26 protein-coding genes and 1 pseudogene are annotated in these 25583 nt (G+C 71.3%); 14 read left to right on the top strand and 13 right to left on the bottom strand.

The genetic code is table 11. The annotated features are described in order from the left end of the window. Window positions 1-22: 22 nt before the first annotated feature. The gene (locus tag V1634_RS19780; RefSeq protein ID WP_331209360.1) at window positions 23-1414 is read right to left on the bottom strand and encodes an FGGY-family carbohydrate kinase; all 1392 of its coding nucleotides are present in this window, start codon (window positions 1412-1414) and stop codon (window positions 23-25) included. 141 nt (window positions 1415-1555) lie between these two features. Between V1634_RS19780 and V1634_RS19775 the strand changes: the two genes are divergently transcribed. Beyond that, window positions 1556-2386, top strand: coding sequence for a class II fructose-bisphosphate aldolase (locus V1634_RS19775; RefSeq protein ID WP_331209359.1), 831 nt, complete (start codon window positions 1556-1558; stop codon window positions 2384-2386). A gap of 46 nt (window positions 2387-2432) precedes the next feature. On the opposite strand, the gene V1634_RS19770 is transcribed toward V1634_RS19775, so the two are convergent. Continuing rightward, window positions 2433-3899: a glycoside hydrolase gene (locus tag V1634_RS19770; RefSeq protein ID WP_331209358.1), complete on the bottom strand. Its 1467-nt coding sequence runs from the start codon at window positions 3897-3899 to the stop codon at window positions 2433-2435. A 392-nt stretch (window positions 3900-4291) separates the two neighbouring features. Between V1634_RS19770 and V1634_RS19765 the strand changes: the two genes are divergently transcribed. Continuing rightward, window positions 4292-5542 carry a PucR family transcriptional regulator gene (locus V1634_RS19765; RefSeq protein WP_331209357.1) on the top strand — a complete coding sequence of 417 codons (1251 nt, stop codon included), beginning with the start codon at window positions 4292-4294 and terminating at the stop codon, window positions 5540-5542. Window positions 5543-5670: 128 nt separating this feature from the next. On the opposite strand, the gene V1634_RS19760 is transcribed toward V1634_RS19765, so the two are convergent. Both V1634_RS19760 and V1634_RS19755 read right to left on the bottom strand, forming a co-directional pair. Further along, window positions 5671-5928 (bottom strand): DUF3040 domain-containing protein, encoded by a 258-nt coding sequence (locus V1634_RS19760; protein WP_331209356.1) that lies wholly within the window; start codon window positions 5926-5928, stop codon window positions 5671-5673. A 120-nt stretch (window positions 5929-6048) separates the two neighbouring features. Beyond that, on the bottom strand, window positions 6049-6522 hold the full coding sequence (locus tag V1634_RS19755) for an STAS domain-containing protein (protein ID WP_331209355.1): 474 nt from the start codon (window positions 6520-6522) through the stop codon (window positions 6049-6051). 690 nt (window positions 6523-7212) lie between these two features. Between V1634_RS19755 and V1634_RS19750 the strand changes: the two genes are divergently transcribed. Next, complete coding sequence (locus V1634_RS19750; RefSeq protein ID WP_331209354.1) at window positions 7213-7575, top strand: DUF488 domain-containing protein; 363 nt, start codon at window positions 7213-7215, stop codon at window positions 7573-7575. 191 nt (window positions 7576-7766) lie between these two features. Then, window positions 7767-8477 carry a DNA alkylation repair protein gene (locus V1634_RS19745; RefSeq protein WP_331209353.1) on the top strand — a complete coding sequence of 237 codons (711 nt, stop codon included), beginning with the start codon at window positions 7767-7769 and terminating at the stop codon, window positions 8475-8477. Here the strand turns inward: V1634_RS19745 and V1634_RS19740 are convergent. Next, window positions 8474-9859: an APC family permease gene (locus V1634_RS19740; protein WP_331209352.1), complete on the bottom strand. Its 1386-nt coding sequence runs from the start codon at window positions 9857-9859 to the stop codon at window positions 8474-8476. The two genes, V1634_RS19745 and V1634_RS19740, sit on opposite strands and share 4 nt — an antisense overlap. A gap of 209 nt (window positions 9860-10068) precedes the next feature. Here V1634_RS19740 and V1634_RS19735 point away from each other — a divergent pair, with 209 nt between their 5' ends. Together V1634_RS19735 and V1634_RS19730 are read left to right on the top strand one after the other, a co-directional pair. Further along, window positions 10069-10488, top strand: coding sequence for a universal stress protein (locus tag V1634_RS19735; protein WP_331209351.1), 420 nt, complete (start codon window positions 10069-10071; stop codon window positions 10486-10488). A 90-nt stretch (window positions 10489-10578) separates the two neighbouring features. Continuing rightward, the gene (locus V1634_RS19730) at window positions 10579-11358 is read left to right on the top strand and encodes a hypothetical protein (protein ID WP_331209350.1); all 780 of its coding nucleotides are present in this window, start codon (window positions 10579-10581) and stop codon (window positions 11356-11358) included. Window positions 11359-11421: 63 nt separating this feature from the next. On the opposite strand, the gene V1634_RS19725 is transcribed toward V1634_RS19730, so the two are convergent. Continuing rightward, window positions 11422-12096, bottom strand: coding sequence for a TOPRIM nucleotidyl transferase/hydrolase domain-containing protein (locus tag V1634_RS19725; RefSeq protein ID WP_331209349.1), 675 nt, complete (start codon window positions 12094-12096; stop codon window positions 11422-11424). A gap of 798 nt (window positions 12097-12894) precedes the next feature. On the opposite strand from V1634_RS19725, the gene V1634_RS19720 reads away from it, so the two are divergent. From V1634_RS19720 to V1634_RS19710, 3 genes are all read left to right on the top strand, one after another. Continuing rightward, entirely contained in the window at window positions 12895-13575 is a 681-nt protein-coding gene (locus V1634_RS19720; RefSeq protein WP_331209348.1) for a YeeE/YedE family protein, read from the top strand. Further along, window positions 13575-13991, top strand: coding sequence for a YeeE/YedE thiosulfate transporter family protein (locus V1634_RS19715; RefSeq protein WP_331209347.1), 417 nt, complete (start codon window positions 13575-13577; stop codon window positions 13989-13991). Before V1634_RS19720 ends, V1634_RS19715 begins: the two co-directional genes overlap by 1 nt. Before the next feature lie 143 nt (window positions 13992-14134). Further along, window positions 14135-14875 (top strand): ATP-binding protein, encoded by a 741-nt coding sequence (locus tag V1634_RS19710; RefSeq protein ID WP_331209346.1) that lies wholly within the window; start codon window positions 14135-14137, stop codon window positions 14873-14875. A 92-nt stretch (window positions 14876-14967) separates the two neighbouring features. Here the strand turns inward: V1634_RS19710 and V1634_RS19705 are convergent, their stop codons facing one another. Both V1634_RS19705 and V1634_RS19700 read right to left on the bottom strand, forming a co-directional pair. Further along, the gene (locus tag V1634_RS19705; RefSeq protein ID WP_331209345.1) at window positions 14968-15318 is read right to left on the bottom strand and encodes a DoxX family protein; all 351 of its coding nucleotides are present in this window, start codon (window positions 15316-15318) and stop codon (window positions 14968-14970) included. 91 nt (window positions 15319-15409) lie between these two features. Beyond that, entirely contained in the window at window positions 15410-16183 is a 774-nt protein-coding gene (locus V1634_RS19700; protein WP_331209344.1) for a hypothetical protein, read from the bottom strand. Between the two features lie 322 nt (window positions 16184-16505). On the opposite strand from V1634_RS19700, the gene V1634_RS19695 reads away from it, so the two are divergent. Then, window positions 16506-17339 carry an SDR family NAD(P)-dependent oxidoreductase gene (locus tag V1634_RS19695; protein ID WP_331209343.1) on the top strand — a complete coding sequence of 278 codons (834 nt, stop codon included), beginning with the start codon at window positions 16506-16508 and terminating at the stop codon, window positions 17337-17339. 23 nt (window positions 17340-17362) lie between these two features. Here the strand turns inward: V1634_RS19695 and V1634_RS19690 are convergent, their stop codons facing one another. Both V1634_RS19690 and V1634_RS35480 read right to left on the bottom strand, forming a co-directional pair. Next, window positions 17363-17545, bottom strand: coding sequence for a hypothetical protein (locus V1634_RS19690; protein ID WP_331209342.1), 183 nt, complete (start codon window positions 17543-17545; stop codon window positions 17363-17365). An 89-nt stretch (window positions 17546-17634) separates the two neighbouring features. After that, window positions 17635-17754 (bottom strand): annotated as a pseudogene (locus tag V1634_RS35480) (hypothetical protein); the annotation flags it as partial. 143 nt (window positions 17755-17897) lie between these two features. Here V1634_RS35480 and V1634_RS19680 point away from each other — a divergent pair. Further along, the gene (locus tag V1634_RS19680) at window positions 17898-18464 is read left to right on the top strand and encodes a hemerythrin domain-containing protein (RefSeq protein WP_331209340.1); all 567 of its coding nucleotides are present in this window, start codon (window positions 17898-17900) and stop codon (window positions 18462-18464) included. Window positions 18465-18511: 47 nt separating this feature from the next. Here V1634_RS19680 and rox read toward each other — a convergent pair whose 3' ends face one another. Together rox and V1634_RS19670 are read right to left on the bottom strand one after the other, a co-directional pair. After that, window positions 18512-19936: a rifampin monooxygenase gene (gene rox, locus V1634_RS19675; RefSeq protein ID WP_331209339.1), complete on the bottom strand. Its 1425-nt coding sequence runs from the start codon at window positions 19934-19936 to the stop codon at window positions 18512-18514. Between the two features lie 529 nt (window positions 19937-20465). Beyond that, on the bottom strand, window positions 20466-20723 hold the full coding sequence (locus tag V1634_RS19670; protein WP_331209338.1) for a hypothetical protein: 258 nt from the start codon (window positions 20721-20723) through the stop codon (window positions 20466-20468). Between the two features lie 355 nt (window positions 20724-21078). On the opposite strand from V1634_RS19670, the gene V1634_RS19665 reads away from it, so the two are divergent. Then, a complete protein-coding gene (locus V1634_RS19665) occupies window positions 21079-22188 on the top strand; it encodes a cellulose binding domain-containing protein (RefSeq protein ID WP_331209337.1) in 1110 nt (369 codons plus the stop codon). 73 nt (window positions 22189-22261) lie between these two features. Here V1634_RS19665 and V1634_RS19660 read toward each other — a convergent pair whose 3' ends face one another. Beyond that, entirely contained in the window at window positions 22262-22789 is a 528-nt protein-coding gene (locus tag V1634_RS19660; RefSeq protein WP_331209336.1) for a DinB family protein, read from the bottom strand. A gap of 246 nt (window positions 22790-23035) precedes the next feature. Between V1634_RS19660 and V1634_RS19655 the strand changes: the two genes are divergently transcribed. Next, the gene (locus V1634_RS19655) at window positions 23036-23617 is read left to right on the top strand and encodes a dihydrofolate reductase family protein (RefSeq protein WP_331209335.1); all 582 of its coding nucleotides are present in this window, start codon (window positions 23036-23038) and stop codon (window positions 23615-23617) included. Between the two features lie 202 nt (window positions 23618-23819). Continuing rightward, complete coding sequence (locus V1634_RS19650; RefSeq protein ID WP_331209334.1) at window positions 23820-25562, top strand: VWA domain-containing protein; 1743 nt, start codon at window positions 23820-23822, stop codon at window positions 25560-25562. Window positions 25563-25583: the final 21 nt, after the last annotated feature.

The raw sequence follows: 25583 nt of genomic DNA, 5'->3' as shown, positions 1-25583 counted from the left end.
TCCGGGTACGGCGGTCGGCTCCTCACCACCGGCGCCCCGCCGCGGCCGTGTCGTCGGAGTCGGCTCCGGCCGCGCTGCCGACGGCGTCCGGGAAGTCGTGCACGCCGCCGTAGACCCCGGCCGAGAGCCCGGCCAGCAGAGCGGCGCCGCGCGCCCCGGCCTCGACGACCGGGGAGCGGCGTACCGGGCCGAGCCGGCGGGCCTTGACCGCCATCAGCGTCTCGCTGCGCGACCAGCCGCCGACGGCGACGATCTCACGGTGGTCGCCGCTGTACCCGGTCATCGCGTCGTGGATGGCGCCGATCTCCTCGGTGACCGTCTCCAGCGCCGCCCGCCAGATCTGTGCCGGCTCGGCGGGCTGCCCCGCCGGTACGACCACCGACCGCCCCTCGTCGGCGATCCGCACCTCGACCCGGCCCGGTTCGACCCGCGCGGCGAGGGTGTCGAGCCGGGACAGGTCGGCCCGGTCCAGGCCGAGTCCGGCGAGTACCCGTTGCAGCACCAGTCCTCCGGTGGTGGCGCCGAGCAGGCACCAGCGACCGGCCAGGGCGTGCCATCCGACGGTGACCCCGGCGGTGACCAGCCCGGCGACGGTCTCCGGGGGCAGGGCCGGCGGGACCGACCGGACCAGTGCCTCCGCCGTACCGCAGGAGTCGAGCTCGTCGCCGGGACGTACCGCTCCGGCGCCGATCGCGGCGACCTGGTGGTCGTGGCCGCAGACGGTGAGGGTGGCTCCGGCGAGCCGGTCGGGTCCGGTGCCCGCCTCGACGGTGCCGAGCGCGGTTCCGGCGGTCACCACCTCGGGCATCAGCGAGGCGCGCGCCCCGGACCACTCCAGCGCCTCGGGCCACCAGTCCCGGCCGTCGAGCCGCAGCCAGCCGGTCCGGGAGGCGAGGGACTGTTCGGTGGCCTCCGCTCCGCCGAGTTTGCGGACCACCCACTCGGCGATGTTGAGCCGGCGTACGGCGTTCCGGGTCTCCGGGTGGTGGGCGAGCAGCCAGCGGTGCTTGGTGAGCGCCCACTGGTGCCGCAGCGGCAGCCCGGTGGTGCGGGCGAACGTGTCCGGGCCGATCCGGGCGTGCAGGTCGGTCACCTCCGTCGCGTCCCGGGTGTCGTGCCAGGCGACGACCGGGCCGAGGGGCTCGCCGGAGCGGTCCAGCAGTACCCCGGATTCGCCCATGCTCGCGACGCCGAGTCCGGCGACCGGGCCGGGCGGGGCGGCGGACAGTGCCCCGGCCAGGGCCGCGACGGCGGAGCCGAACAGGGCGGTCGCGTCGAGTTCGGCGCCGGTGCGGGTGGGTGTCCAGGGCGTGGGCGCCGAGGCCTGGGCCAGCGGCTCACCCGCGTCGGTGAAGACCACGGCCTTGCTGGCCGTGGTGCCGACGTCGAGGCCGACGAGCAGTGGAGCTGCCACCCGATCACCTTCTCGTGATGCGGTGCCACTCGGTTGTGCGGTGCTGGGGATATTTGCTTTTCGTCGTGAAGCTGTCAAGAGTCGGCACGTCGACCACCCGGCCGACACTTCGAGACCGGAGAACCCGGGAACGGAGCAGAGATGCCCCTCACCGCCACCGGACAGTTGGTCGACCGCGCGCGTGCCGCCGACACCGCGATCGTGGCCTTCAACGTGATCACCCTGGAGCACGCCGAGGCGATCGTCGCCGGGGCCGAGCAGGCCGGCCGGGCGGTGATCCTCCAGATCAGCGAGAACGCGGTCCGCTTTCATCACGGCCGGCTGGCCCCGATCGCCGCCGCGGTCACCGCAGTGGCCGAACTCGCCGCCGTGCCGGTCGCCGTACACCTCGACCACGTGCAGAGCCCGGACCTGCTGCACGCCGCCGAGGGGGCCGGGATCAGCTCCGCGATGTTCGACGCGTCGACGCTCGACTACGCCGACAACGTCCGCGCCACCGTGCGGGCGGTCGGCTGGGCGCACGCGCGCGGGCTGTGGCTGGAGGCCGAGCTGGGGGAGGTCGGCGGCAAGGACGGGGCGCACGCCCCGGGGGTACGCACCGATCCGGCCGAGGCGGCCGAGTTCGTCGCCGCGACCGGGGTCGACGCGCTGGCGGTGGCGGTGGGCAGCTCGCACGCGATGACGGACCGGACCGCCGCGCTCGACTTCGCGCTCATCGGCCGGCTCCGGGAGACCCTGCCGGTGCCGCTGGTGCTGCACGGCTCCTCCGGTGTCCCCGACGACGACCTGGTCCGGGCCGTGCGGGCCGGGATCGTGAAGATCAATGTCGGCACCATCCTGAACGTCGCCTTCACCGAGGCCGTCCGGGCCGAGTTGGCCGCCGCGCCGGTCGTCGATCCCCGGAAGTACCTGGCGCCGGCCCGGGAGGCGGTCGCCCGGACCGTCGCCCACCTGGTCAGCACGATCTCCTAGTGGCCGGCCACCTTGCGCCGGCGTGGCCGAGGGGCGGCGGAACGGGTCAGGGGCTCACTCCGTCGATCTCCAGAGTCTGCACGGAGGCGGCGGGGAAGGCGAGGCGCACCGACCTGCCGTCGAGCGGGACGTCGGTGCGCCGGGTGTAGCGGTCGGCACCGGCCGGGACGGTGGTCCACCGGGCCACGCCGCCGGTGACCGTGGCGAAGGCGGAGAGGTCGAAGGTGAGGGTCTGTGCGGCGCCGGTGTTGACCGCGACGACGACCAGTCGCCGGGCCGCCGCGTCGTACGCCGCCACCGCGCTGCCGTTGCCGGTGTTGAGGATCCGCATACCGGGGCGGATGTGCCGGGTGAACTGCGCCAGGACGTAGTATTTCGGCTGGACCGCTCCGGGGGTACGCGTGGCGGGGTCGTACGCGATGGCTGCCCATCCGGCGCTCGGATCCATCACCTGCCAGTAGACCCAGGCGGTGGGGTGCAACCAGGTCCAGTCGAGGCAGAGGTTCTTGGCCATGGTGATGCCGGTGCCGTCGCTGTCGCCGGTCTCCGAGTTCCAGAGCGTCTTGCCGGCCGCCCTGACGTCGGCGTGGAGCAGGTCCCGCCGGCCGCCGCTGCCCTGGTAGCCGTGCACGTTCACCTGCCGGACCACCGCCCTGGTGGCCGCGTCGAAGCTGTTCCAGGTGGTCCGGGCGAGGTCGTAGCTGGTCTCGTCGGAGGCCGAAATCGCGACGCCGGTGAGGCCCTGGTCGTCGAGGGCCGTCCGCAGGTTGGTCAGGACCGTGCGCTGGATACTCGCGTCGATATGGCACCCCTCCTGGGTGCCCGTCGCGGTCCACCAGCTCGACGACGGTTCGTTGAAGGGGTCGACCGTCCGGAAGGTCACCCCCCAACTGTCCCGCGCCCGACGGGCGGTCACCGCCAGGTGGTAGGCGTGCTGCGCGTAGTTCCAGGACTGGAGGTTGTTGCCGCCGCCGGCCGCACCCGACGGGTTGTGGTTGAGGCACATCCACCACATCGGGGAGTTGGCGAAGAGTTCGCTGACCGCGCCCCGCTGGGTGGCCTTCGTCAGGGCCGCCCGCTGGTTGGCGTCGGCGTTCCAGTTCCAGGCCGAGGAGGCCGGGTCGGTGTTGCGCCAGTCCTGCCAGAAGCCCTCGATCTGCTTGAACGAGGGGATGTTGGGTGAGGCCACCATGGTGGCGCCGTCGACCGAGTTCCAACTGCACGCGCCCAGGTTGTAGCGGGCGATGGTGAGCCCGAGGCCGGGCAGCGTCACCCCGTTGTACCCCACCGACCTGGTGGTGAAGAAGATGTCGGCGAAGTCGTCCCGGTTGCCGAAGACATTGGCCCACCAGGCCAGCGAGGTGCCCCAGCCCTCCCAGGCGCCGAAGTCGGCGCCGGGCGTGACGGTGATGGTGGCATCCGCCCGGGCGGTGCCCTCGCCGAGCAGGCCGCCCGCCGCGGTGGCGCCCGCTATGGCGCCGGCCCCGCCGAGCACGGCTCTCCGTGTGACCATGGCGCTCTCCCATCGATGGGCGGTCGGGCGTCGCAGGTGGGATGAGGACCGCGACACGAGCCTACGGTGCTGGCTGCCCACCATGCCATAGAGGCAGATCGATGTCGAGAAGTTATTCGAAGGGTTATCCGAAGCCCACTCAAAAGGATCACCCTGGCCCGTGGGTCATCCCGGTGACCGTGCCGACGCTCGCTCCGGGCTCGCCGCTCGGGGGGAGCGCGCCCGCTCAGCGGCTCGGGCCGGGACAGTGCCGGGCGTAACCTGCCGACGCCCGGCAAAGTATGGTCGAACAGTCAGCTCAGTCCATGAGCGCCGCTGAAGGTGTTCCGTCCGGGTAGGCGGTCGCCCGTTACAGGCGTTGACGCTTCGACGCCGGTGGAGGTGAGTCCGGCGTGACCGAACGCAGCAGGCAACGCCCTGGCAGACCCGCGGCACCGTCCGCGTCGTCGGCCCGGGACGAGTGGCTGTTCGACGTAGCCAACGCCGCCGCCAGCGACGCCGGTGGCGTCCCGGTCGCCCTGCTCGGCGACTATCTCTCCCTGCTGGCCGACGCCGCGGTCAGTGGACGCCGCCCCAGACGTGCCGAGCTCGACGCGGTGGGCCGGCTCGGTCGCCAGGCCGCCGAGCAGGGGATCTCGGCCGGGCGGGTGGTGCAGCTGTACCTGTCGGCGGCGCGACGGCTCTGGACCGACCTGCCGATGGTCGTCCGGTCCCGGGACCGCGAGGCGGTGCGGGCCGCTGCTGCCGCCGTACTCCAGGTCATCGACGAGGCGGTGGCGACGCTCGCCGAGGGCTACGCGGTGGCGCGGCGCGACCTGGTCCGGCGCGAGGAGACGCTGCGCCGGGAGCTGATCGACGACCTGCTGCGCGGCGACTCCGACCTCGGTGCCCTTGTCGAGCGGTCCGAGCCGTTCGGGCTCGACCTGGCCCGGGCGCACCAGGTGGCGCTCGCCGCACCGAGCCGGCGCCTGCCCGACACCGAGGCCGCGATCAGCACCCTGGAGGCGGTGATCTTCGACCGGCTCGGCGATCGGGACGTCCTGGTGGCCACCAAGGACGGGCTGCTGGTCGTGCTCGCGCCGGCCGAGGCGGCTTCCGCCGGCCGAGCCGCGCCCGTCGACGATCCGCGCAACGATCTGGGGCGGCTGATGCACGGCGAGCTGAACCGCCTTCGGCACGGCCGTCCATGGCGGATCGCCGTCGGCCGGCCGCACCCCGGGCTCTACGGGATCGCCCGGTCGTACGAGGAGGCCCGCGAGGCATTGACCATGGCCGAACGACTACACGTCACCAATCCGGTCGTCAACGCCCATGACCTCCTCGTGTACCGGGTGCTGCTCCGCGACCAGCCCGCCATCGTCGACCTCGTCTCGGCCGTCCTCAGCCCGCTGACCCTGGCCCGGGGTGGTGCCCAGCCGCTGCTGGACACCATGGACGCCTACTTCGGCACCGGCGCGGTAGCCACGGAGACGGCGAAACGGCTACACGTCTCCGTGCGGACGGTGACCTACCGGCTGGAGCGGATCAAGACGTTGATCGGCTACGACCCGACCGATCCGCAGCACCGGTTCACCCTGCATGCCGCGGTACTCGGCGCCAGGGCGCTCAACTGGCCGGCCAGTCCGTTACCGACCGCCGGCTGAGCGTTCCGGCACTGATTCGCGCAAGCCGTGCCGCCGCTGGCCCGGGTCGGGGCGGCGCCATCGGCGGCCCGGTCGATCCAGGCCGTCGCCCGACGGTCCAGCCCACCGACGACGCGCCGTCAGGTCGATCATCGATGTCGGTACAGGGTCCAGAGTCGAACAGTGATGATCGCCGAGACGACGGCGCCGATCGCGCTCAGGACGTACAGGCCGGCCCCTGCCGCCGTCACCGCGACCAGGAACGCGATGATCGCGGCCAGCTCGCGCCAGCCATCCGTGTGCCGGCTCGGTGGCTCGACGGTGAACCGGTAGACGAACTCCGGGTCGTCGAGCCGAAGCCGGTCCTCGATCGCGGCGAGTCGCCGCTGTTCCGCTTCGGAGAGCATGGTTTCTCCTCACATCGATACGGTCCTGTTCAGAAGGGGCCCGGCGCGGGCGCCGGAGCGTTCGCCACCTCGCATGCGGTGGGGCGCCCGGCGGATCCCCGACGCCGCCGGGGAGCGGCGTCATCGCAGCCCCGGCACGTGCCGTGCCGTTCCTCGGCGGTGCGCCGGAGCGAGCGCGGTCTCGGCGAGCGACAGCCGGGTGGACCCGACGAAGGCGCCGGGCGTGCTGGCGGTCGCCGGTCGCGGTGGCTGACCTGGTCGACCGGTACGCGGCGCCGGGTCCGGGCTGTGGCTGAGGACCGGGAGCACTCCGGTGACCTCCAGGATCCGCCGTACCGGCCGCTGCGGGTTGGTCACCAGGTACCGCCGCCGCAGCCGGACGGCGGTGTTGTGGCCGGCGACCAGTGCGCCGATCCCCGTACAGTCGAGAAACGTCACCCCGTCGAGGTCGACCGTGACCCCGGCCGCGTGCGGGGTGCCGAGCGCGTCCTGGATCGCGGCGCGCAGCAGCCCACTGGTACCGAGATCCACCTCGCCGGCCACCCCCAGGGTGACCGTCGTGTCGTGGCTGGTGCGGCTCAGTGCGAAACGCATCGTGGCCTCCGTGCCTGCGGTGGGTAGGGCTTCGGTCGGGTGCGACGGGAAATGGCGGGGTCGCCGCCGGTCGCCGAGACGTCGATGGCGATGGCGATGGCAGTCGCGAACGGCCGCCCGGTACTGTCGCCTGTGCCTCGGTGGCCGGTGTCGGCCGCGGGTTCGGCTGCTCATCGCGGCCCCCTCACGGATCCGGCGCAACCGTCGAGGTCCAGCGTCTCTCCGCCGCGTCGGGGACGGCATGGGATGCCACCGGCCAACAACCGCTGTGGGTCATTGCCGACCAACAGCAACCTTCTCGACGTCCTCGGCGCCCGAGCGGTCACGGGACGACATCGATCGGCTGCACCCCGTCCCGACCGGCAGCTCCTCGAACGCCGGCCCGCCGGAGAGGGGCTCCGCACCGTCGACACGCGACGGTGGCTGCCGGTACGGCCCGTAGACCGAGCCGAGCGCGACCCGACCAGCCTCCGAGGTGCCCCTTCGACCGACCACCGCCGCAAGGGCGCGGGACTCCGGGACCGGACACTCGGGCCCCGCCCGACCCCGGTCTCCGCTGCCGCTCGTCGGCAGATTCGCACCATCACATCTGCTCGGCGGTGCACTGTACGGGCTACCGGGGTGAGCCGAGCATGGAGGCGGACCCGTCAAACCGGATCGGACCCGTCGACCGGGACCGGAGGGGACGCGATGAGGGCACGGATACGGCTCCGTCGAATCTACGACGACCGGTCGCCTGAGGACGGCGTACGCGTGCTGGTCGACCGGATCTGGCCGCGCGGTCTGACCAGGGATGCCGCCCACCTCGACGAGTGGCTCAAGGAGGTCGCCCCGTCGACGCCGCTGCGCCGGTGGTACGGCCACCGCCCGGAACGGTTCACCGAGTTCCGCCGTCGCTACCTGGCCGAACTCGCGGAGCCGCAGGCCGCGGCGGGAGTCGACGAGCTGCGCCGGCTCGCCCGGGCCGGAACCGTCACCCTGCTCACCGCCACCAGGGATCTCGAACAGAGCCAGGCGGCCGTCCTCGCCGAGCTGTTGCGCGAGGCCCGTTGACCGTGGTCGGGCAGTGTCATCACCCGGACCGGCCGGCTGACAGCCTCCCGCCCGCCGACAGCCTGCCCGGCTGCGGTGACGGCGGCGGACGCCGCCGTACGCCCGACACGCTGCGCTCGCACCCTCGGCCCGGCCGCGATCACGGTGGACGTCGGGGTAGGCACCGGGCGGTCGCGGTAGGTTGCCCAATCGTGGCCTCGACCGCGGATGTCCGCCACGAACTCGCCCGGCTCGCCGACCCGCGCCGGGCGGAGGGAATCAGCCGGTTCCTACAGATGGTTCCCGGCGGATACGGCGAGGGCGACCGGGCCATCGGTGTCACCGTTCCGGACCAGCGTCGGGTGGCCGGCAGGTACTGGCGCGACCTCTCCCTGGCCGAGACGGCGGAGCTGCTGGCCAGCGGCGTGCACGAGGAGAGACTGACCTCGCTCTTCATCCTGGTCCGCAAGTTCGCCAAGGGGGACCAGGAGGAGCGGGGCCGGATCTTCGACACCGTCCTGGCCAACACCGGCCGGATCAACAACTGGGACCTGGTGGACTCGTCGGCGCCGTACATCGTCGGTCCCTGGTTGATCGACAAGGATCGCGGCGTTCTGGATCGGCTGGCCGGGTCGAGCCTGGTCTGGGACCGGCGGATCGCCATCATGGCGACCTTCGCCTTCATCAGGGCCGGCGACTTCCACTGGACCTTCCGGCTCGGTGAGCGGCTGCTGCACGACCCGCACGACCTCGTGCACAAGGCGGTGGGCTGGATGCTGCGCGAGGTGGGCAACCGGGACAGGGCGGCGGCGGAGGAGTTCCTGGCCCGACGCTACCGGGTCATGCCCCGGGTCATGCTGCGGTACGCGATCGAGAAGTTCGAACCGCAGCGGCGCCGGGAGTACCTGTCCGGCCTGGTCTAGCTACCCGGGGTGGTGCGCTGGCGCAGCAGGAACCGGCTGGTCAGATAGGTGACCGCCCACAGGACGACCCCGATGACGAGCAGTACCCCGGCCACCCGGTAGTCGTCGGCCGCCCGGCCGGAGAGGGGGCTGGCCAGGTACGCGCAGGTGATCGCACCGGCCACCGGAATGACGGTGGGCGCCCGGAAGTGCCGGTGGTCCACCGGATCGCGCCGCAGCACCAGTACGGCGATGTTGACCACCGTGAAGACGGTGAGCAGCAGCAGCGACGTCGTACCGCCCAGTGCGGTCAGGTCGGCGAACCAGATCAGCCCGAAGGCCACCAGGGTGGTGAAGACGATGCCCACCCAGGGCGTACGCCTGGTGCGGTGGATCCAGCCGAGGACGCGCGGCAGTACGCCCTCGTGCGCCATGCCGTAGAGCAACCGGCTGGCCATCAGCATGTTGATCAGGGCGGAGTTCGCCACCGCGAACATCGTGATGAAGGCGAAGATGGTGAGTGGGAAGGCCGGTGCCCCGGCAGCGACGACCTTCAACAGCGGGGCGTCGCCCTCGCTGAGATCCTCGGGGGAGACCAGCGCGACCGACGAGACCGACACCAGTACGTAGATCAGCCCGGTCACGCAGAGCCCGATCAGCATGATCTTCGGAAAGATCCGGACCGGATCCTTGGTCTCCTCGGCCATGTTCACCGAGTCCTCGAATCCGACCATGGCGAAGAACGCCAGCGCGGTGGCCGCGGTGACCGAGAAGAACGCGTGCTCGCCCGGCGGCGACTCGAACTCCAGCAGCCGGGACATGTCACCGTTGCCGCCGCCGAGCGCCCAGGCCCCGATGAAGATGACGATGAGCAGACCGGTCAGCTCGACGCAGGTCAGTACCACGTTCAGCTTGACGCTCTCGGCGACGCCCCGGAAGTTGACCAGCGCGATGAGCGTCATGAAGGCGACCGCGACCGCGGTGAGCCCGAGCCCCTCGCCGATCGACAGGTCGAAGGCCTCCACGAAGTTGCTGGCGAACGCCTTGGACGCACTGGACGCGGAGGTGAGGCCCGAGCACATCACCGCGAAGGTGACGATGAAGGTCAGGAAGTGGATGCCGAAGGCCTTGTGCGTGTAGAGCGCGGCACCCGCCGCCCTCGGGTACTTCGTCACCAGCTCCAGGTAGCTGAAGGCGGTCAGCATCGCCACCAGGAACGCCACCAGGAAGGGGAGCCACACCGCCCCACCCACCTCGGCGGCGACCTTGCCGGTGAGCGCGTAGACCCCGGTGCCGAGAATGTCCCCGACCACGAACAGCAGCAACAGGCCGGGGCCGATCACCCGCTTGAGAGTCGGCTCGTCACGCTCGATGCTTTCGCCGGGTGCCTGTGCGTCCGCCACAGCCTCTCCCCTCGATCTCCGCCTCCGAGGTGTGACTCGGCGCGAAGCGTGCTAAACCTCATCGATGTGCAGAGCCACACGGTATTCGATCCGCCGCCCGGGCGCGCTCCGAGCGCGGGTCTTGTTCCGGGTACCCGGTGCGGCCCAGCATTGACCCGGACGTCATGAGCGGGCGGAACCCCGAAGCAGGCCCGTGATCGGAGGACGACATGCACATCGTGCTAGCTGCCAATCCCGAGGCCGACCAGCCGTGGGTCGCCGACGCGGTCGCGGATCTCGTCCGGCAGAGCGGCGGGTCGGTCGCGGTGCTCGCCGTCGACGAGGTGGAACTCGAGCGCCTGGCTCCGGCGCCGCGCAGCGTTTTCGCCGAGCGGGCGCAACGTGCCGCTTCGGCGGCGGTCCGGCAGTTGGCCGAGGCCGGGATCGAGGCGAGCGTGACGGTACGGTCCGGCCGTCCGCTGCAACAGATCCTGGCATTCGCCGACGAGCAGCAGGCCGACCTGATCGTGGTGGGGTCCAGCACCCGCCCGGCGGTGGCTGAACGCCTGCTCGGCAGCCTGCCGCTGGCACTGATCGGAAAGTCACCCCGGCCCGTGCTGGTGGTCACCCATCCGCAGCACTCCCGCTGAACGCGGTGTCGTCCGGGAATCCGCGCCCGGCCCCCTGTTACGGTCGAGGCACCGGGCGGGGGAGGACGGCGGCGGGACATGCGGGTGGCGATGACGAGCGTCGCGGCGCCGGGCCACACGAACGAGGACTTCACCGGCGCCGTACCCGACGCGGCGGTGCTGATCGACGGGGCCGGCATCCCCGGCGCCGGGTCAGTCTGCCGGCACGGCGTGGTCTGGTACGCCAACCGGCTGGGCGGCGCCCTGCTCAGCCGCCTGTCAACCGGGCGGGAGCACAGCCTCACGGCGCTGCTGGCCGCCGCCATCGAGCAGGTGACGGATAGTCATCGGGGCACCTGCGACGTCACCGACCCGATAAGTCCGTCGGCGACCGTAGCCATCCTGCGCCGCTCCGACGGTCTCGTCGAGCACCTGGTCCTCGGTGACTCGGTCATCGTGCTCGACAGAGCAGCCGGTGCACCCGTCGTCTCCGCCGATCGACGTGAGGTGGTGATCAGCCGGTCCTACCAGTCCATCTTGGAGGACACCAGGCCGGACAGCGACGAGTACCACCGGATACTCGCGGAACTGCGCGCCAACCGGAACCGGCCGGGCGGATTCTGGCTGGCGAAGGACGACCCGCGCGCCGCGTACGAAGCGGTCACCGGAAGCGTGCTCGTCTCCGAGGTGGCCGGTGCCGTCCTGCTCAGCAACGGGGCCAGTCGGATCGTGGACCGGTTCGGGCTCACCGACTGGCCGGGACTGATGGCCCTGCTGGCATCGAGCGGGGCCGCCGGAGTCGTCCAGCGGGTCCGGCAGGCGGAGGCGCGCCACGGCGTACCGGCGGACGACGCGACCATCACGTACTGTACCGATCTCGACCGCTCCTGACCGTTGCCGGCGAGCCCGCCGCTGTCGCGATGTCGCCGTCACGGCACCCGACACGGCACCGGGTCAGTCCACCCGAACGGCGGTGAGCAGCGCGTCGAGCGGCCGTGGCAGGGCGTCCCGGCCAGCCGCCGCCTCGACGAGCAAGCGGGCGTACCGCAGCTTTCGGCGCGAGCCGCTGCCGAAGAACCGTCGCAGCTGCGCCTCGGGCTCCCGGCCCCGCCAGGCGGGCTGGCCCTGCAACGAGCGGAACGACCCGAGGTCGCCCTGCGAGTCGAGCAGAGTTTCCACGCCCTCGGTGCCCAGGGCGCGGATCAGCTCGTCCTCCAGGTCGTTGACGCAGACGAAGAAGCCGAGATCCTCCAACTCGGCCTGGTTACGGGGTGAACCGGCGTCGGCGGCGGCGAGCCCTCGGCGGAATATCTCTGCCTCGGCCAGGTCACAGAGACCGGCGAGTCGCGCCCGGATCCGCAGCGCGCCGAAGCTGCTCAGGATTCGGCCAATCGCATGTGCTCCACCGATCGGGACGATCACCACCCGCTCCGCCCCGAGATCCCGGCCACGGCACACCGCGGCGGTCTCCACGGCGATCTGGTCGCTGATGCCCTCGACGAGTACCACGACCAGGGCGCCGTCGACCTTGGTCAGGGCCCGGGCCGTTGCCGAGATCGGCGCGGTGGGACCATTCAGGTAGCCGTCGAGCGCCCGGCGGGCAAGCTCGCGGCGCTGGGCGACGTCCATGTCGTTCCCCGGTCCAGGTGGCTGTGCGGCGAGGTCACCCGACGTCGACCCGGCCTCACCGGATCGTCGGTGGGACCGGAAAGCTGCCGGCCCGTCGGGGCCGTGGGCATGGTCGCCATCATCGCCAGCCGCACGGCGGCCGACAAGCGATTAACAGCGGCCCTGGACGGCGGTCCTCCCGTGTCGGAGAGGTCGACGCCGTCGAGGGCGTACGAGGCCTCGGCCCGAATGTGACTCCACCGATCGCCATCGAATGTGATCACACTGTAGATGGTCTATGCTTGCCCGCGATCAGCAGACAGGGACCGCGCTCGACCGCCGGGCTCGCCGGGGGCGCAGCGGGTGAGACTGGAGTGATATGGGCTGCCCACACAGTGAACGATGCCCGCTGTTTCCACTCCTCAACGCCAGTCTACGTAGCTGGCGGGATTACTACTGTGACACCGCGGACGGCTGGCAGGAGTGTGCCAGATACCGACTGTCACTGACCGGCGCGGTCGTGCCGATCATATTGTTGCCGAACGGCGTCAACGCCCAGCACCTGAAGGCGGCTGCCGCGGGAGTCGATCGGTCCCGACCGGCCCAACCGCCGCGGGCACACTGGTCGGGTTTTGACCCCCGGCAACCGGTGGAGGAGCCGACGGCCTTCTTCGAGCAGGCCGCGACGCGGCCCCAACCGGCGACGCACCCGCTGTTTCCGCACGTCGCACAGAGTCCAGGGAACACCCCATGGGTGCCGCCCCAGCCCCGGCGTCGCCGTTGGTGGACCCGCTTTCTCGATTGGATCTCAGGCCCCGCATGAGCAATTACTGGCCCTGGTGGGCAGGCGCCGTCGGCCTTGCCGTCGTCACCATCAACTACACCGTCAGCACCGATCGGTCCTTCGGGGTCTCCTCGGCCTGGGAACGCGTCCTGCACTGGCGGGAGGAGCGCCGGGCGGAGCGGGCGGAAGCCCAGTTCGTCGACGAGCGCGCTCTCACCGAGGCTCTCGCGGCAGCCACCGCCGCGCACTTCGGGACCCGTACCGGCGCGCCCACGCCGTCGTTCACCGGGGTCGCCGACCCGGAGGCGACGGCCGTCCGGGGGGTCGAACCGGTCACGAGTACGCCGACCGCGAGCGCGCCCGGCACGACCACGACCACGAGCCCTCGCCCGGCGCCACTGGTCAGCCAGGCGGCCCTGCTCCTGTCGATCTTCGTGGGTGGCTGGGTGGCGGCGGTCACGGCGGGCCGGTTCGAGTTCCGTCTCGACATGGGCGACGGCTTCCGCGAGATCGTCACCGGCTCTCCGCCGCAGATGATCGGCGTCCTCTTCGTCGGCGGCGTACTCGTCGGCTTCGGTACCCGTCTCGCCGGCGGATGTTCCTCGGGTCACGGACTCAACGGCTGCGGGCGGCTGCATCCGGACAGCATCGTCGCGACCGCCGTCTTCTTCGGTACCGCCGTCCTGGTCTCGTTCCTGCTCTGGAAGGTGGTGTGATGCGTACCCGGGGCGGACTTCTGATCGCCAACATCATCGCCGGGCTCGCCCTCGGTTTCACCGTCACCAACATCGGGTTCGGCGACTATGCCGAACTGAACCGGATGTTCACCTTCCAGGACCTGCGCATGCTGTTCGCCTTCGGTGGCGGTGTGGCGCTCATCGTCGCGGTCTTCGCCCTGATCCGGGTCCGCCGCACGCCGGGACGCATCCACCCGGGCGTGATACCCGGCGCGCTGCTCTTCGGCGGCGGCTGGGCGCTCTCCGGAGGATGCCCGGCGATCCCGATCATCCAGGTCGCCAGCGGCTACCTCCCGGCCCTGGTCACGATCGTGGGCATCGTGGTCGGTACCCGGCTCTGCCGTTGGGTCAACGCCAGATACCTGCACCTCGACGTCGGGTCCTGCGGTCGGTGACAACCGCGCATCCCGGCGAGAACGGTCCCTGCCGAGGAGTAGCCAAACGTCGATGTCGGGTGGCGGCGCCGGAGGCTTGACCAGGGACACGGTTCGCCAACTCGGACAGGAGTGGACGAGCCCGCATCGGGAATAATGCGGGGATGGCTCCAGCGATCCGGTGTGACGTCGAGGTTGCGGGCAGTTGCCTGCTGGCTCGACTCACGGGTGACCTCGCCCTGGTGACCACCGCGACGGTGCGGGCCGGCCTGTTGCAGTGCCTCGCCGAGCAGCCGGACGCGCTGCTGGTCGACCTCTCCGAGATGCTGGTTCGGGAATCGCCGGCGCTGTCGGTGTTCGGGACGGTGGCGCGGCAGGCCGCCATGTGGCCCGGAACTCCAGTGCTCCTGTGCGCCCCCGACCCGGGTACCGCGAAGTTGCTGGCCGGCGGCGCCTTCGGCCAGCTGGCGGTCTTCGGCTCCGCCAGGGAGGCGGTGGCGGTCAAGCCGGGCCGGCGACCGCCCTCGGTCGGCGAGCTGCTGCTGCCGCTCGCCGGTTCGGCGCGCCGGGCCCGCGACGTCGTGACGGAGGCCTGCGGTCGCTGGGAGCTGCCCAATCTGGTCGCCCCGGTCAGCATCGTGGCCACCGAGCTCGTGGCGAATGCGGTGGCACACGCGCAGACGATGATGGACCTGCGGATCTCCCTGTGCCGTTCCCAGGTGATGCTCTCGGTACGCGACGGCAGCACCGTCGAGCCCCGGCTCTCTCACCCGTCGCCCGAGTCGGCGGCTGGTCGCGGGCTGATGCTCGTCGACGCGACGGCCCGTCGGTGGGGAAGCCTGCCCACCGACGGCGGCAAGGTGGTCTGGGCGGTCTTCGACACCGACGCCCCGTCGCCGTGCTGACCGGACGCCCGGCGGGCCGACCGGTTCCGATGGCGTGAGGCTGTTCCGGCGCCCGGATACAACTGTGAGCAGGCCCGGCGTCTGCGCGGGCGTCACCGGTGCTCGATCAGGTTGACGGTGAGTGCGGCCACGGCGGTGGCGAAGAAGACGGCCCAGCCCGCGAGCTGTCGGGAATTCACTCGCAGGTGCGCGACGAGCGCGCCGAAGAAGTACAGCACGAGACCGGCGGCGGCCAGTGTCCCCAGCACTGGTACGACGAACCCGGCCAGCAGTCCTGAGGAACCCGCCGCCAGCATCAGGCCCAACACCGGCACCCAGGATCGTGGTACGCGCTTCATGTCCGCCTGGGCTCGCGGATAGTCGTGGCCGATCAGGTAGGTGACGGCGGCGATGCCGTTGAGGACCGAGGCGAGGACGGTGACCGTTACGTAGGCGACGTACATGGCTCTCTCCTTCGTGGGTGCTCCAAGGACGAGCCGGCGCCGCCGGATGTGACCTACCGCGAGCGTGCCGACGCTGCCGCCCCGTCGCCGTTCAGGTGGTGCTGCCGGTCACCGAGCTGCCGGACCTGGTCAGCCGGTACGTGGTCTGGGCACCGCTCCAGAAGTGGAACGTGAGGGTCACGGTGCCCTCGTTGACCTCGGTGAAGAACTCGGGTTTCAGGACGATGCTGTTGGTGCTGTAGTCCGGCTGGAAGTGCTGCCAGAACTCCTTGAACGAGGTCCAGTTGGCTGGTCCGGCGGGGGTTCCGTCGACGTACCTGGCCTCCATGGTGGCGAGTTGGTCGCCGCGGAACTGGGTGGGGATGGCAAACGAGGTCGTGGTGCCGGTGCTGGCCGCCTGGGTCGGCGGGTCGGAGCTGATGATGCTGATCTGCCACGGCACGTCCTGGGAGAACCGGGCCTCGATGGTGGCGTTGACGCCGTAGGCGCGGTTGCCGGCCAGCCGGGTGAGGGCGGCCGGGGTGAGGGAGAGCGTGTCGCCGGAGACGGAGTAGTCGGTGCCCCGGGGCGGGAGGTCACCGGCCCCCTGCTGGCGGGCTCGGGAGCCAGCGGTACGGTCCGGTACGGCGGCCGCGTGGTCGCGCAGTGGGGCGACGCGACGAGTACGGAGATGTTGTTCAGCGGTACGAAGAGCGTGGTCGCCACCGTCGCCGGGGTCGCCTTCGACCAGGGGCTGCTGGACCCCGACGCGCCGGTGCTGGTCACGATCCGCCCCCCACTCCTCGATCGACTCGGGATCGACGGCATCACCTGGAAAGCACCTGTTACAGCAGACCAGCGGATGGAACGGCGAGCTGTGGGGCAAGCCCGCCCGGGTCGACGCGCAGAGCCGGCGTGAGGGCTTCGAACGCGAGGGGACCCCGGCACCGGCTGGGCCTACAACGACGTCCGGGTCAACCTGCTCTGCCTGGCGCTGACCCTGCTGTTCCGCCGCCCGCTGCGGTCGGGGGGAGTGGCGGGGCCGGCGGCCCTCCCGCCCCCGGCCGCCGGGCACCCCGTCTCGGGTGACGGGCACCCGGCGGAAATCGTGCCGAGTTGGGCTGGCCTCGGGAATCCGCAGGTCACGAAGCGGTACGGTCGACTTTCCGCATCGGCGGCAGCCGGTGGTGATCGGAGAATCATCGGCGATGACCGGCCAGACGCCCGAGACGGTGGTGCTCACCGGAGGGACCAGCGGGATCGGTTCGGCGGCGGCGCACCGCCTCGCCGGGTCGGCCCGGCGCCTGCTCGTGCACGGGCCGGAGCCGGAGTCGGCGGTACGGCCGTTGATCGAGCGGATTCGCTCCGCCGGGCGGGCCGAGGTCGTCTACCTGCGGGCCGACTTCGATCGACTCGACGACGTCGTCGCGCTGGCCGGGCAGGTAGCGGACGTTACCGACCGGGTCGACGTGCTCGTCAACAACGCGGGTCGCCCGGGTGCGGAGCGCCGTCGGTGCAGCGCGGACGGCTACGAGGCGACGTTGCAGACCAACTATCTGGCGGCCGTCCTACTCACCGAAGGGCTCGTGCCGCTGATGCCCGCCACCGGCCGGGTGGTGCACGTGTCGTCCGCGACCCACCTCTCCGCCCGCCTCGATCTCGACGACCTACAGTTCCAGCACGGCTACCAGCCGGCTGCCGCGTACGCGCGATCCAAGCTTGCGCTGGTCGCGCACGCCGTCCGCCAGTCCGGGCACTACCGGCCGGCGATCGTCAGCGTCCACCCGGGGGTCGTCGACACCCGCCTGCTGCACGCGATGTTCGCGGTCCGGGGCGAGAGCGCGTCGTACGGGGCCGCGAACGTGATCTACGCCGCCTGCGCCCCCGGTGTGCCCAGCGGGGCGTACCTGGACGAGCGGCGGGTGGCCGAACCGGCCGGACAGGTCCGGCTGGCGAGCTTCCGGGACGACCTCCACCGGCGCACCATGGCACTGCTCGACCCGTGGCTCGACGGCTCCGCGACCCCGCGGGAGCCCGGGTAGGCGCTGGCTGTCCCCCGTACGAGCTACCCACGACTGTTCACCGTGCCGCGAGCTGGAGGTCCTGCGCCTGATCGCCAACGGCTCTCCAACAGCGAGATCACCGCGACGTTGGTGATCAGCCAGGAGACGACCGCGTCGATCTCGTGGAGGGTCCGGTCGTCGAGGGTGATGTCGATGCCGGTGAGCAGGTCGTCGAGCTGTTCCATGGTGCGCGGTCCGATGATGGCGGAGGTGACCCCGGGTGGGCGATCGCGAACGCCATGGCGAGGTGGGTCAGCTTCGTCCCGGCCTGTTCGGCGATCGGGAGGAGCCGCTCGACGGCGTCGAGGCGACGTTCGGCGCCGTAGTGCGTGCAGCCGAATCCGTCGCGGTGGCTGTCGGTCCGTCGACCCCTGCGGAAGCGTCCGGTGAGCATGCCCCGGGCGAGCGGGCTCCGGACGAGGGTGCCATTCCGTGTTGATCCCGGCGGGGCTGGCCGGCACCGGGTGGGAAGCCGGAGGAGTAACCGGCGGCATCCGGGGTACGGGTGGGGACACGGTCCCGACAGACGGAGGAATCATGAGCGGTGACAAGTCCGGCGGCGACGTGATCGATGTCCTGATCAGCGATCATCGGGACGTCACCGCTCTGATCGGGGAGATCTGGACGGTCAAGGACCCGATGATCCGGCGTGACCTGACGGACACCGCGATCAGCGAACTGGTCCGGCACGCCGTCGCCGAGGAGATGTACGTCTACCCGGCCATGCGCAAGTATCTCGCCGACGGTGACAAGGCCGTCGAGCACGATGTGCAGGAGCACAAGCAGCTCGAGCGCGCCATGAAGGCACTCGAATCGGCCGACGTCTCCAGCGCCGAGTTCGACACCGCGCTGCGTGAACTGGAGACGCTGCTCGCCGACCACGTGCAGGACGAGGAATCCGATCAGTTTCCCGAGTTGCGCCGCCGCATCCCGGCGGACGAGCTGGCGAAGCTGGGCGGCAAGGTGCAGACCGCAAAGAAGCTCGCCCCGACCCGGCCGCACCCCGGCGCGCCCAACAGCGAGTTGTTCCACAAGCTCGTCGGGCCGGGGGTGGGGCTGGTCGACCGGCTCCGGGACAAGCTGACCGAGCGGGCCACCCGCTGAGCGCACCGCCGCCGTCGGTCCAGGTGGGACCGACGGCGGCACCGTCACTATCCGGCGGTGCCGAACCACCGGGGTAGCGTGCCGAGCAGCTCCCGCTGATCCCCGCCGGCCCACGCCACGTGGCCGTCCGGGCGCAGCAGCACGGCCGGTACGTCCAGTTCCTCGCTGACGTCGACGACGTGGTCGACCCGGTCCGCCCAGCCCGCCACCGAGAGCCGGCAGGTCTGGTCGAGCAGCAGGCCACGGCCGCCGTGCATCAGCTCGTAGAGGCGCCGGTGCTTCAGCCGTACGTCCCGGATCCGCCGGCCGAGCAGTTCGTGCCCCTCGCCGAAGTCGTAGTGCACCGCGATCGCGGTGATCTTCTCGATCAGGTACCGGTTCACCTCCTCGAAGTCCATCAGTTCCGACAGCAACCGGCGTACCGCCTGCGGTCCCGGTTCGGTGGAGAGCAGTTGCATCTGTGCGCGGGTGTTCTGGAGGACGTCGGCCGCCACCGGGTGCCGCTCGGTGTGGTAGCTCTCCAGCAGCCCCTCCGGGGCCCAGCCCTCGACCTCGGCGGCCAGTTTCCAGCCGAGGTTGAACGCGTCCTGGATGCCGAGGTTGAGCCCCTGCCCGCCCAGCGGCGGGTGGACGTGCGCCGCGTCGCCGGCCAGCAGCACCCGGCCGACCCGGTAGCGTTCGGCCAGCCGGGTGGCGTCGCCGAAGCGGGAGAGCCAGCGCGGTGAGTGCATGCCGAAGTCGGTTCCGGCGGTGGCCCGCAGCTGTCGCCGGAAGTCGTCGAGGGTCGGCGGGGTCGACCGGTCCTCGGTCACCCCTGCGGCGGGCACGACGACCCGGTACACCCCGTTTCCCAGCGGTCCGGCGCCGAACCGCAGCTCGGTCCTGCGGACCTCGGCCACCACGGCGGCCACCAGCTCCGGCGGTTCGGTCAGCTCCATCTCGCCCAGCAGAGTCTCGACCCGGGAAGGCTCGCCGGGGAAGCCGACGCCGAGCAGCTTGCGTACGGTGCTGCGGCCGCCGTCGCAGCCGACGAGGTACCGCGCGCGCAGCCGGGTGCCGTCGGCCAGCTCGGTGGTCACCCCGTCCTCGTCCTGGCTGAGCCCGACCAGTTCGCAGCCGCGCCGGATCTCGGCGCCGACCTCGGCGGCATGCTCGGCCAGCAGGCGATCGGTGATGGTCTGCGGGATGCCGAGGACGTACGGATGCGTGGTCTCCAGCCGGTCCGGCGAGGGCTTGGCGATGCCGGCGAAGAAGCCGCCGAGCGGGTGCTGCCGGCCGTGCGCGAGGAACCGGTCCAGCAGTCCGCGCTGGTCCAGCACCTCGATGCTGCGCACGTGCAGGCCGAGCGCTCGGACGTACCCGGGTGGTTCTGCCTCCTTCTCCAGCACGAGCGTCCGCACGCCGTGTAGCCGCAACTCGCTCGCCAGCATCATGCCGGTCGGCCCACCGCCGGCAACGATCACGTCAATCATGAACCCCCCATTGTTCTTCGGTCGGTTCGCGCGGTCCCGAACGGTTCGGCGTCGGCGCGCGTCGTCGACAGAAGCAGCCGTTCCCGGACCCATTCCGCTGATTTCCGCAGGGTCGGGCTTCGGCTGAAGATTCTGCGGTACGACCCGGGTCTTGCCGCAAGGCCCCCGGTGCGGTATACGTTAGGAGTGGCAGGGAGTTGCACTCCCTGCCTTTGTGTTTTCTCGGCCGCCGAAAAGGCGCGTCGATCGCGGCGATCCCGAAATGGTCGACCGTCGCGAGGTGCTACCGGAAATGGTGCGGCCGCCGGGTCGACCGGTCACGCTGTCCGCCGGTCGAATGGCGGTGCGCGGAATGATTCGGCCACCGCCGGGCTGACTGGCCGGGCGGTGGCCGAACGGGTCCCGGGAGCGCCTGCCGAGCGGCAGTAGCGTGGGATCCGGTGGTGCCGGGATCAGGTGGAGGCGTGCTCCCGTCGCCGGTGCGAAGTGCCGGCGGCGAAGGGCTGGCGGTGCCTCCACCGACCCCGCGCTAGTAGGTGAAGGTCCAGAGGAAGTAGTAACCGGGCCCGCTGGGGCCGTACTGGCGGTACTCGCAGTAGTACCAGCTCCACAGGCCGGTCTGGACACCCTCGCTGCCGTAGCTGTTGCAGAACTGGCCGTCGTAGTAGACGCCGCGCAGGGTGCCGCCCTCCGGGTCCGCGGCGGCCGGAGTGGCGCCGATTCCGACCAGCCCGCCCAGGGCGAGGATTACCGCAGCCACCAGGGTTGCCCAGCCGCGTCCGCGCATGGGGCCTCCTCCCGATCTCGTCCACGGCGCGCAGCGACTCCCCGTCGAGCCGGCGCCCGGACATCGATGTATGTGAAAGTAAGGCTCACACGGTGGCCCGTGGTCCGGCTCCGGACAACGGGCGGTGCTGCGGCGACGATCCGTCAGCGCGGTCTCCGTCGAACGGGCATCCGCCCTGCCGGGGCCGGATCGGCGGCAACCGGCCCTGGCGCCGGCAGTGCTCGGCGGGCCACGACGGGCATCGACGACTGTCGTAATCCCGTCCGGGGTGGCACTATGCGTTAGTTGGGATATCCAACTAAATCCTGCGGGACGTTCGCCGGTCCGGGCGACCCGAGACGACCAGGAGGTGCGTATGAGATCCACCCGCCTGCGCGGGAACCTGCGACGACGGCTGCGCGCCGGCCTCGCGGTAGCCGCCACCCTGCTGCTGGGCGTCGGCCTCACGGCGGTGCTGACCGCACCGGCCAGCGCCGCCGTCGGCTGCCGGGTGAACTACACCGTCAACCAGTGGCAGGGCGGCTTCAGCGCCAACGTCGCCCTGACCAACCTCGGCGACCCGCTCAACGGGTGGACGCTGGCCTGGAGCTTCGCCAACGGCCAGACGGTCACCCAGGGCTGGGGCGGCCAGTTCAGCCAGAGCGGTGCGCGGGTGACGGTGACGAACACGTCGTGGAACGCCGAGCTGGGCACCAACGCCACCGTCACGCCAGGCTTCAACGGCACCTGGAACGGGACGAACAGCACGCCCACCTCGTTCACCCTCAACGGGGTGGCCTGCACCGGCTCGCCCGGCACCGGACAGCCGACCACCAGCGCCGCCCCCACGCCCACCCCGACCCGGCCGGGGAGCGCCGCCTGGACCTCGTCCGACCAGTGGGGAACGTGGACCAACGGCGGGTACACGCTCTACAACAACATCTGGGGCAGCGGCGCCGGCACCCAGACCATCTGGGCGAACTCGTACAGCAACTGGGGCGTCACCGCCAACCACCCGAACACCGGCGGGGTGAAGTCCTACCCCAACGCCACCCGGAACGTGAACCGGAACCTCAGCGCGATCGGCAGCCTCACCAGCAGCTTCAACGTAACGGTGCCGAGCGGCGGGGCGTACGCGAGCACGTACGACATCTGGGCCAACAACCACGCGTACGAGATCATGTTGTGGATGAACAAGACCGGGCCGGTCGGTCCACTGGGGTCGCTCCAGACCACCGCCTCGGTCGGTGGACACACCTGGCAGATCTATCGCGGCTCCAACGGCGCCAACGAGGTCTTCTCGTTCATCCGCACCAGCAACACCAACTCGGGGACCGTCGACATCCGCGCCGTGCTCAACTGGATCCGCACCGCCGGCTGGTACGGCGACGTCCTGATCGGTGACGTCCAGTTCGGGTACGAGATCACCTCGTCGGCGGGCGGGCTGAACTTCACCACGAACAGTTTCTCGGTGTCGTACAGCTGATCCCGCCAGCCGGTCCGGCGCGCCGCTCGGGAGACGGGCGGCGCGCCCGGCCGGTCGTAGGGTCTGGGCCCGGCTAGCCCATCGACCTGGCCCCGTCGAGGGACTCCCGAATGATGTCGGCGTGGCCGGCGTGCTGTGCCGTCTCGGCGATGACGTGCTGGAGTACCCGACGAGCGCTCCACCGGGCGCCCGGCTCGAACCAGGGCGCGGGCGGCAGCTCGTGCGCCGCGTCGAGGTCGGGCAGGCTACGCGCCAGCTCTTCGGTGTGCCGCGCGACCTCCTCGTATTCGGCCAGCAGCCCGGCCAGGGTCTCCCCGGGCAGCATCCGGAACCCGGTGGCGTGCTCCGCGTACGCGGCGGGATCGTCACCGGTCGGCATCGCCGAGCCCCCCTCGACGATGAACCGCGCCCACTGCCGCTCCATCGCCGTGACGTGCTTGATCAGGCCGCCGACGCAGAGTTCGCTGGCCGTGCTGCGGGTGGCCGCCTGCTCGTCGGTCAGCTCGCGGGCGGTGAAGCGGAGGAAGAACCTGGCTTTGCCCAGCGACTCCAGCAGGTCGGCGCGCTCGCCGGTCAGGTTCTTCTCCAACGTCGTCGTCATGTCGCCATCCTTCGTCTCGCAGTCGCCCTCGCCGTGCTGGCAACCCTGACGCTACGGGACATAGCGGCCAGTTTCTGTCCGCTATTCACCACGCGAGGGGACGAGACGGCGGCGCCCACCCGGGTAAGGTGCCGTGCGGCAGGTGGATCACACGGCCGTGCGGCGAGTGGGCGTCCATCGTGGCCGTGTCGGTGACCCCACCGAAGACCGAGGACATCCACGCAGCGCAGAGATTGGACAGCGAAGATGCGTACGTTGATCTACACCGCCTTCGTCTCGCTCGACGGCGTCGTCGACTCGCCCGGTGGCGGCACCCGGACCGAGGCCCACCGCAGCGGCGGCTGGACCTACAAGGACATCGACTTCCGGCCCGAGGCGTACGAGATCAAGGGCCGGGAGACCGAGGAGGCGACCGCGCTGATGTTCGGCCGGGCCAGCTACGAGGCGTTCGCGCCGGTGTGGCCGGGGATGGAGGACTTCGCCGCCCTCAAGGAGCTGCCGAAGTTCGTCGTCTCGACCACCCTCGGCCAGGACGCCCTGGTCGACAACTGGGGCGACATCACGATCCTGCGCTCCCTGGAGGATGTCGCGAAGGTGAAGGAGTCCGAGGGCGGCCCGATCTTCATCCACGGCAGTGCCACCCTCGCCCGCAACCTCTCCGACGCCGGCCTGATCGACCGCTACCACCTGCTGGTCTTCCCGGTTCTGCTCGGCGCCGGCAAGCGGATGTTCAGCGACACCGACAAGGAGAAGCAGATGCTGAAGGTGGTCGAGTCCGAGACCTACGCCAACGGCATCACCAAGCTGGTCTACGACGTCCTGCACTGAGCCGGCGGCCACGCCGGACGGGGCGGGACAGGGAGACCGCCGGCATGCGTACGCCGGGCGCATCGGACCCGTTTTCGGTACGGTGCGAGGCCGTTCGGCGACACAGGGCGACGAAGCTGTTTGAGATCGTATTTTTCCGGCGTTTGGACTGGCGCCACGGGGGTGGATTGTTCAGTATTGGCCAGTGTCTGGCCGCCATCGCATGCGTCGACGTTCCCCGAGAGTTGGTGCCATCGCGGTGGCGGTGGCGGTGGTAGCCGTGATGTCGGGGGTGTCGGTCGGATACCAGCAACTGGCCCGCTCCGGCTGTACGGGGCAGGTCACGCTCACGGTCGCGGCCACCCCCGAGATTGCCGGTGCCGTGCGGTCCGCCGCCTCGGCCTGGGACCAGCGGGACACAGACGCCGGCACCCCCTGCGTGACGGTGGCGGTCAGCGAGGCCGAGCCGGCCGACGTGGCGGCGGCGCTCGCCGGGACGTACGGGGTCGGGCTGGCCGGGGTGGGCCAGAGCGGTGCCGTCACCGCCGTACCGGACGTCTGGGTGCCCGACTCCTCCACCTGGCTGCTGCGGCTGCGCAGCGCGGCCCCCGGCTTCAGGCCCACCGACGGCGCCTCGATCGCCCGCAGCCCGGTGGTCGCGGCGATGCCCGAGCCGGTCGCCTCCGGCCTTGGCTGGCCCCACCAAACGCCCACCCTGGCGGACCTGGTGCGGCGGATCACGACCGGCGTCGGCCTGCGGTCCGGCATCGTCGAACCCACCCGCGACGCCGCGGGCCTGTCCGGACTGATGTCGTTCGGCGCGACGGCGGGCACGGGTGGCGCCGATGCCCGGCGAGCGAGTACCGCGGTGGTGCGGTCGCTGGCTACCAGGCCCTCCGTGCTCCGCGACGACCTGCTGGCCCAGTTTCCCCGGTCGACCGTAGCCGGGGAGGTCAGCTCGGGGCTGAGCCTGGCGGTGCTCTCCGAGGAGGACGTGATCGCCTACAACGCGGCCCGCCCGCCGGTGCCACTCGCCGCGCTGTACGTCGAACCGGCGCCGATGCCGCTCGACTACCCGTTCGCGGTGCTGGCCGGTACCGACCCGGTCAAGGCCACGGCCGCCGACGGGCTGCGGCAGGCCCTGACCACCGGCCGCTTCCGCAACGACCTCGCCCGTCAGGGACTGCGCGCCGCCGACGGCACCTGGGGGGCGGGCTTCCCCGCACCGGCCGGCGCGCCGAGCCCGTCGGCCGCACCGGCATCGGCGTCACCGGGTACCGGGGCGGGGCCCGGCGCCCCGACCGACCCGGCGGCGGTCGACCGGGCCCTGGCGGCCTGGTCGGCGATCACCGCTCCGGGGCGGATGCTCGCCGCGATCGACGTCTCCGGTTCGATGCGCGACCCGGTGCCCACCGCCGGCAACATCTCCCGGATGCAGGTCACCCTGCTCGCCGCCGAGAACGGTCTGGCACTGTTCAACGACGACTGGGCCGTCGGTCTCTGGACCTTCTCCCGGCAGCTGGACGGGGCCCGGGACTACCGGGAACTCGTACCCGTCGGACGGCTGTCGGCGCAGCGCGGCGCGTTACGCGACGCGCTTGCGGAGATCACGCCGAAGCGCAACGGCGGTACCGGCCTCTACGACACCGTCCTCGCCGCCTACCGCCAGATGCGGAACGGCTGGCAGCCGGGCCGGGTCAACTCGGTCGTCATCCTCACCGACGGCGTCGGCAACGACGACCGGGACGGACTGTCGCTGGAGGCCCTGCTCGGTCAACTGGAGCGGCTCAAGGACGAGAACCGGCCGGTCCAGGTCATCATCGTGGGCATCGGGGACGCCGTCGACCGGGCCTCGCTCGACCGGATCACGAAGACCACCGGCGGTGGAGTGCTGGTCACCGAGGACCCGGCGAAGATCGGTGACGTCTTCCTCAAGGCGATCGCGCTGCGGTCGGCCCCGGGCTGAACCCGGCCGGGCGCCGCGACC

It is taken from the genome of Plantactinospora veratri (assembly GCF_036421995.1).
Taxonomy (GTDB): domain Bacteria; phylum Actinomycetota; class Actinomycetes; order Mycobacteriales; family Micromonosporaceae; genus Plantactinospora; species Plantactinospora veratri.
This window is presented reverse-complemented; position numbering and strand designations above follow the sequence as displayed.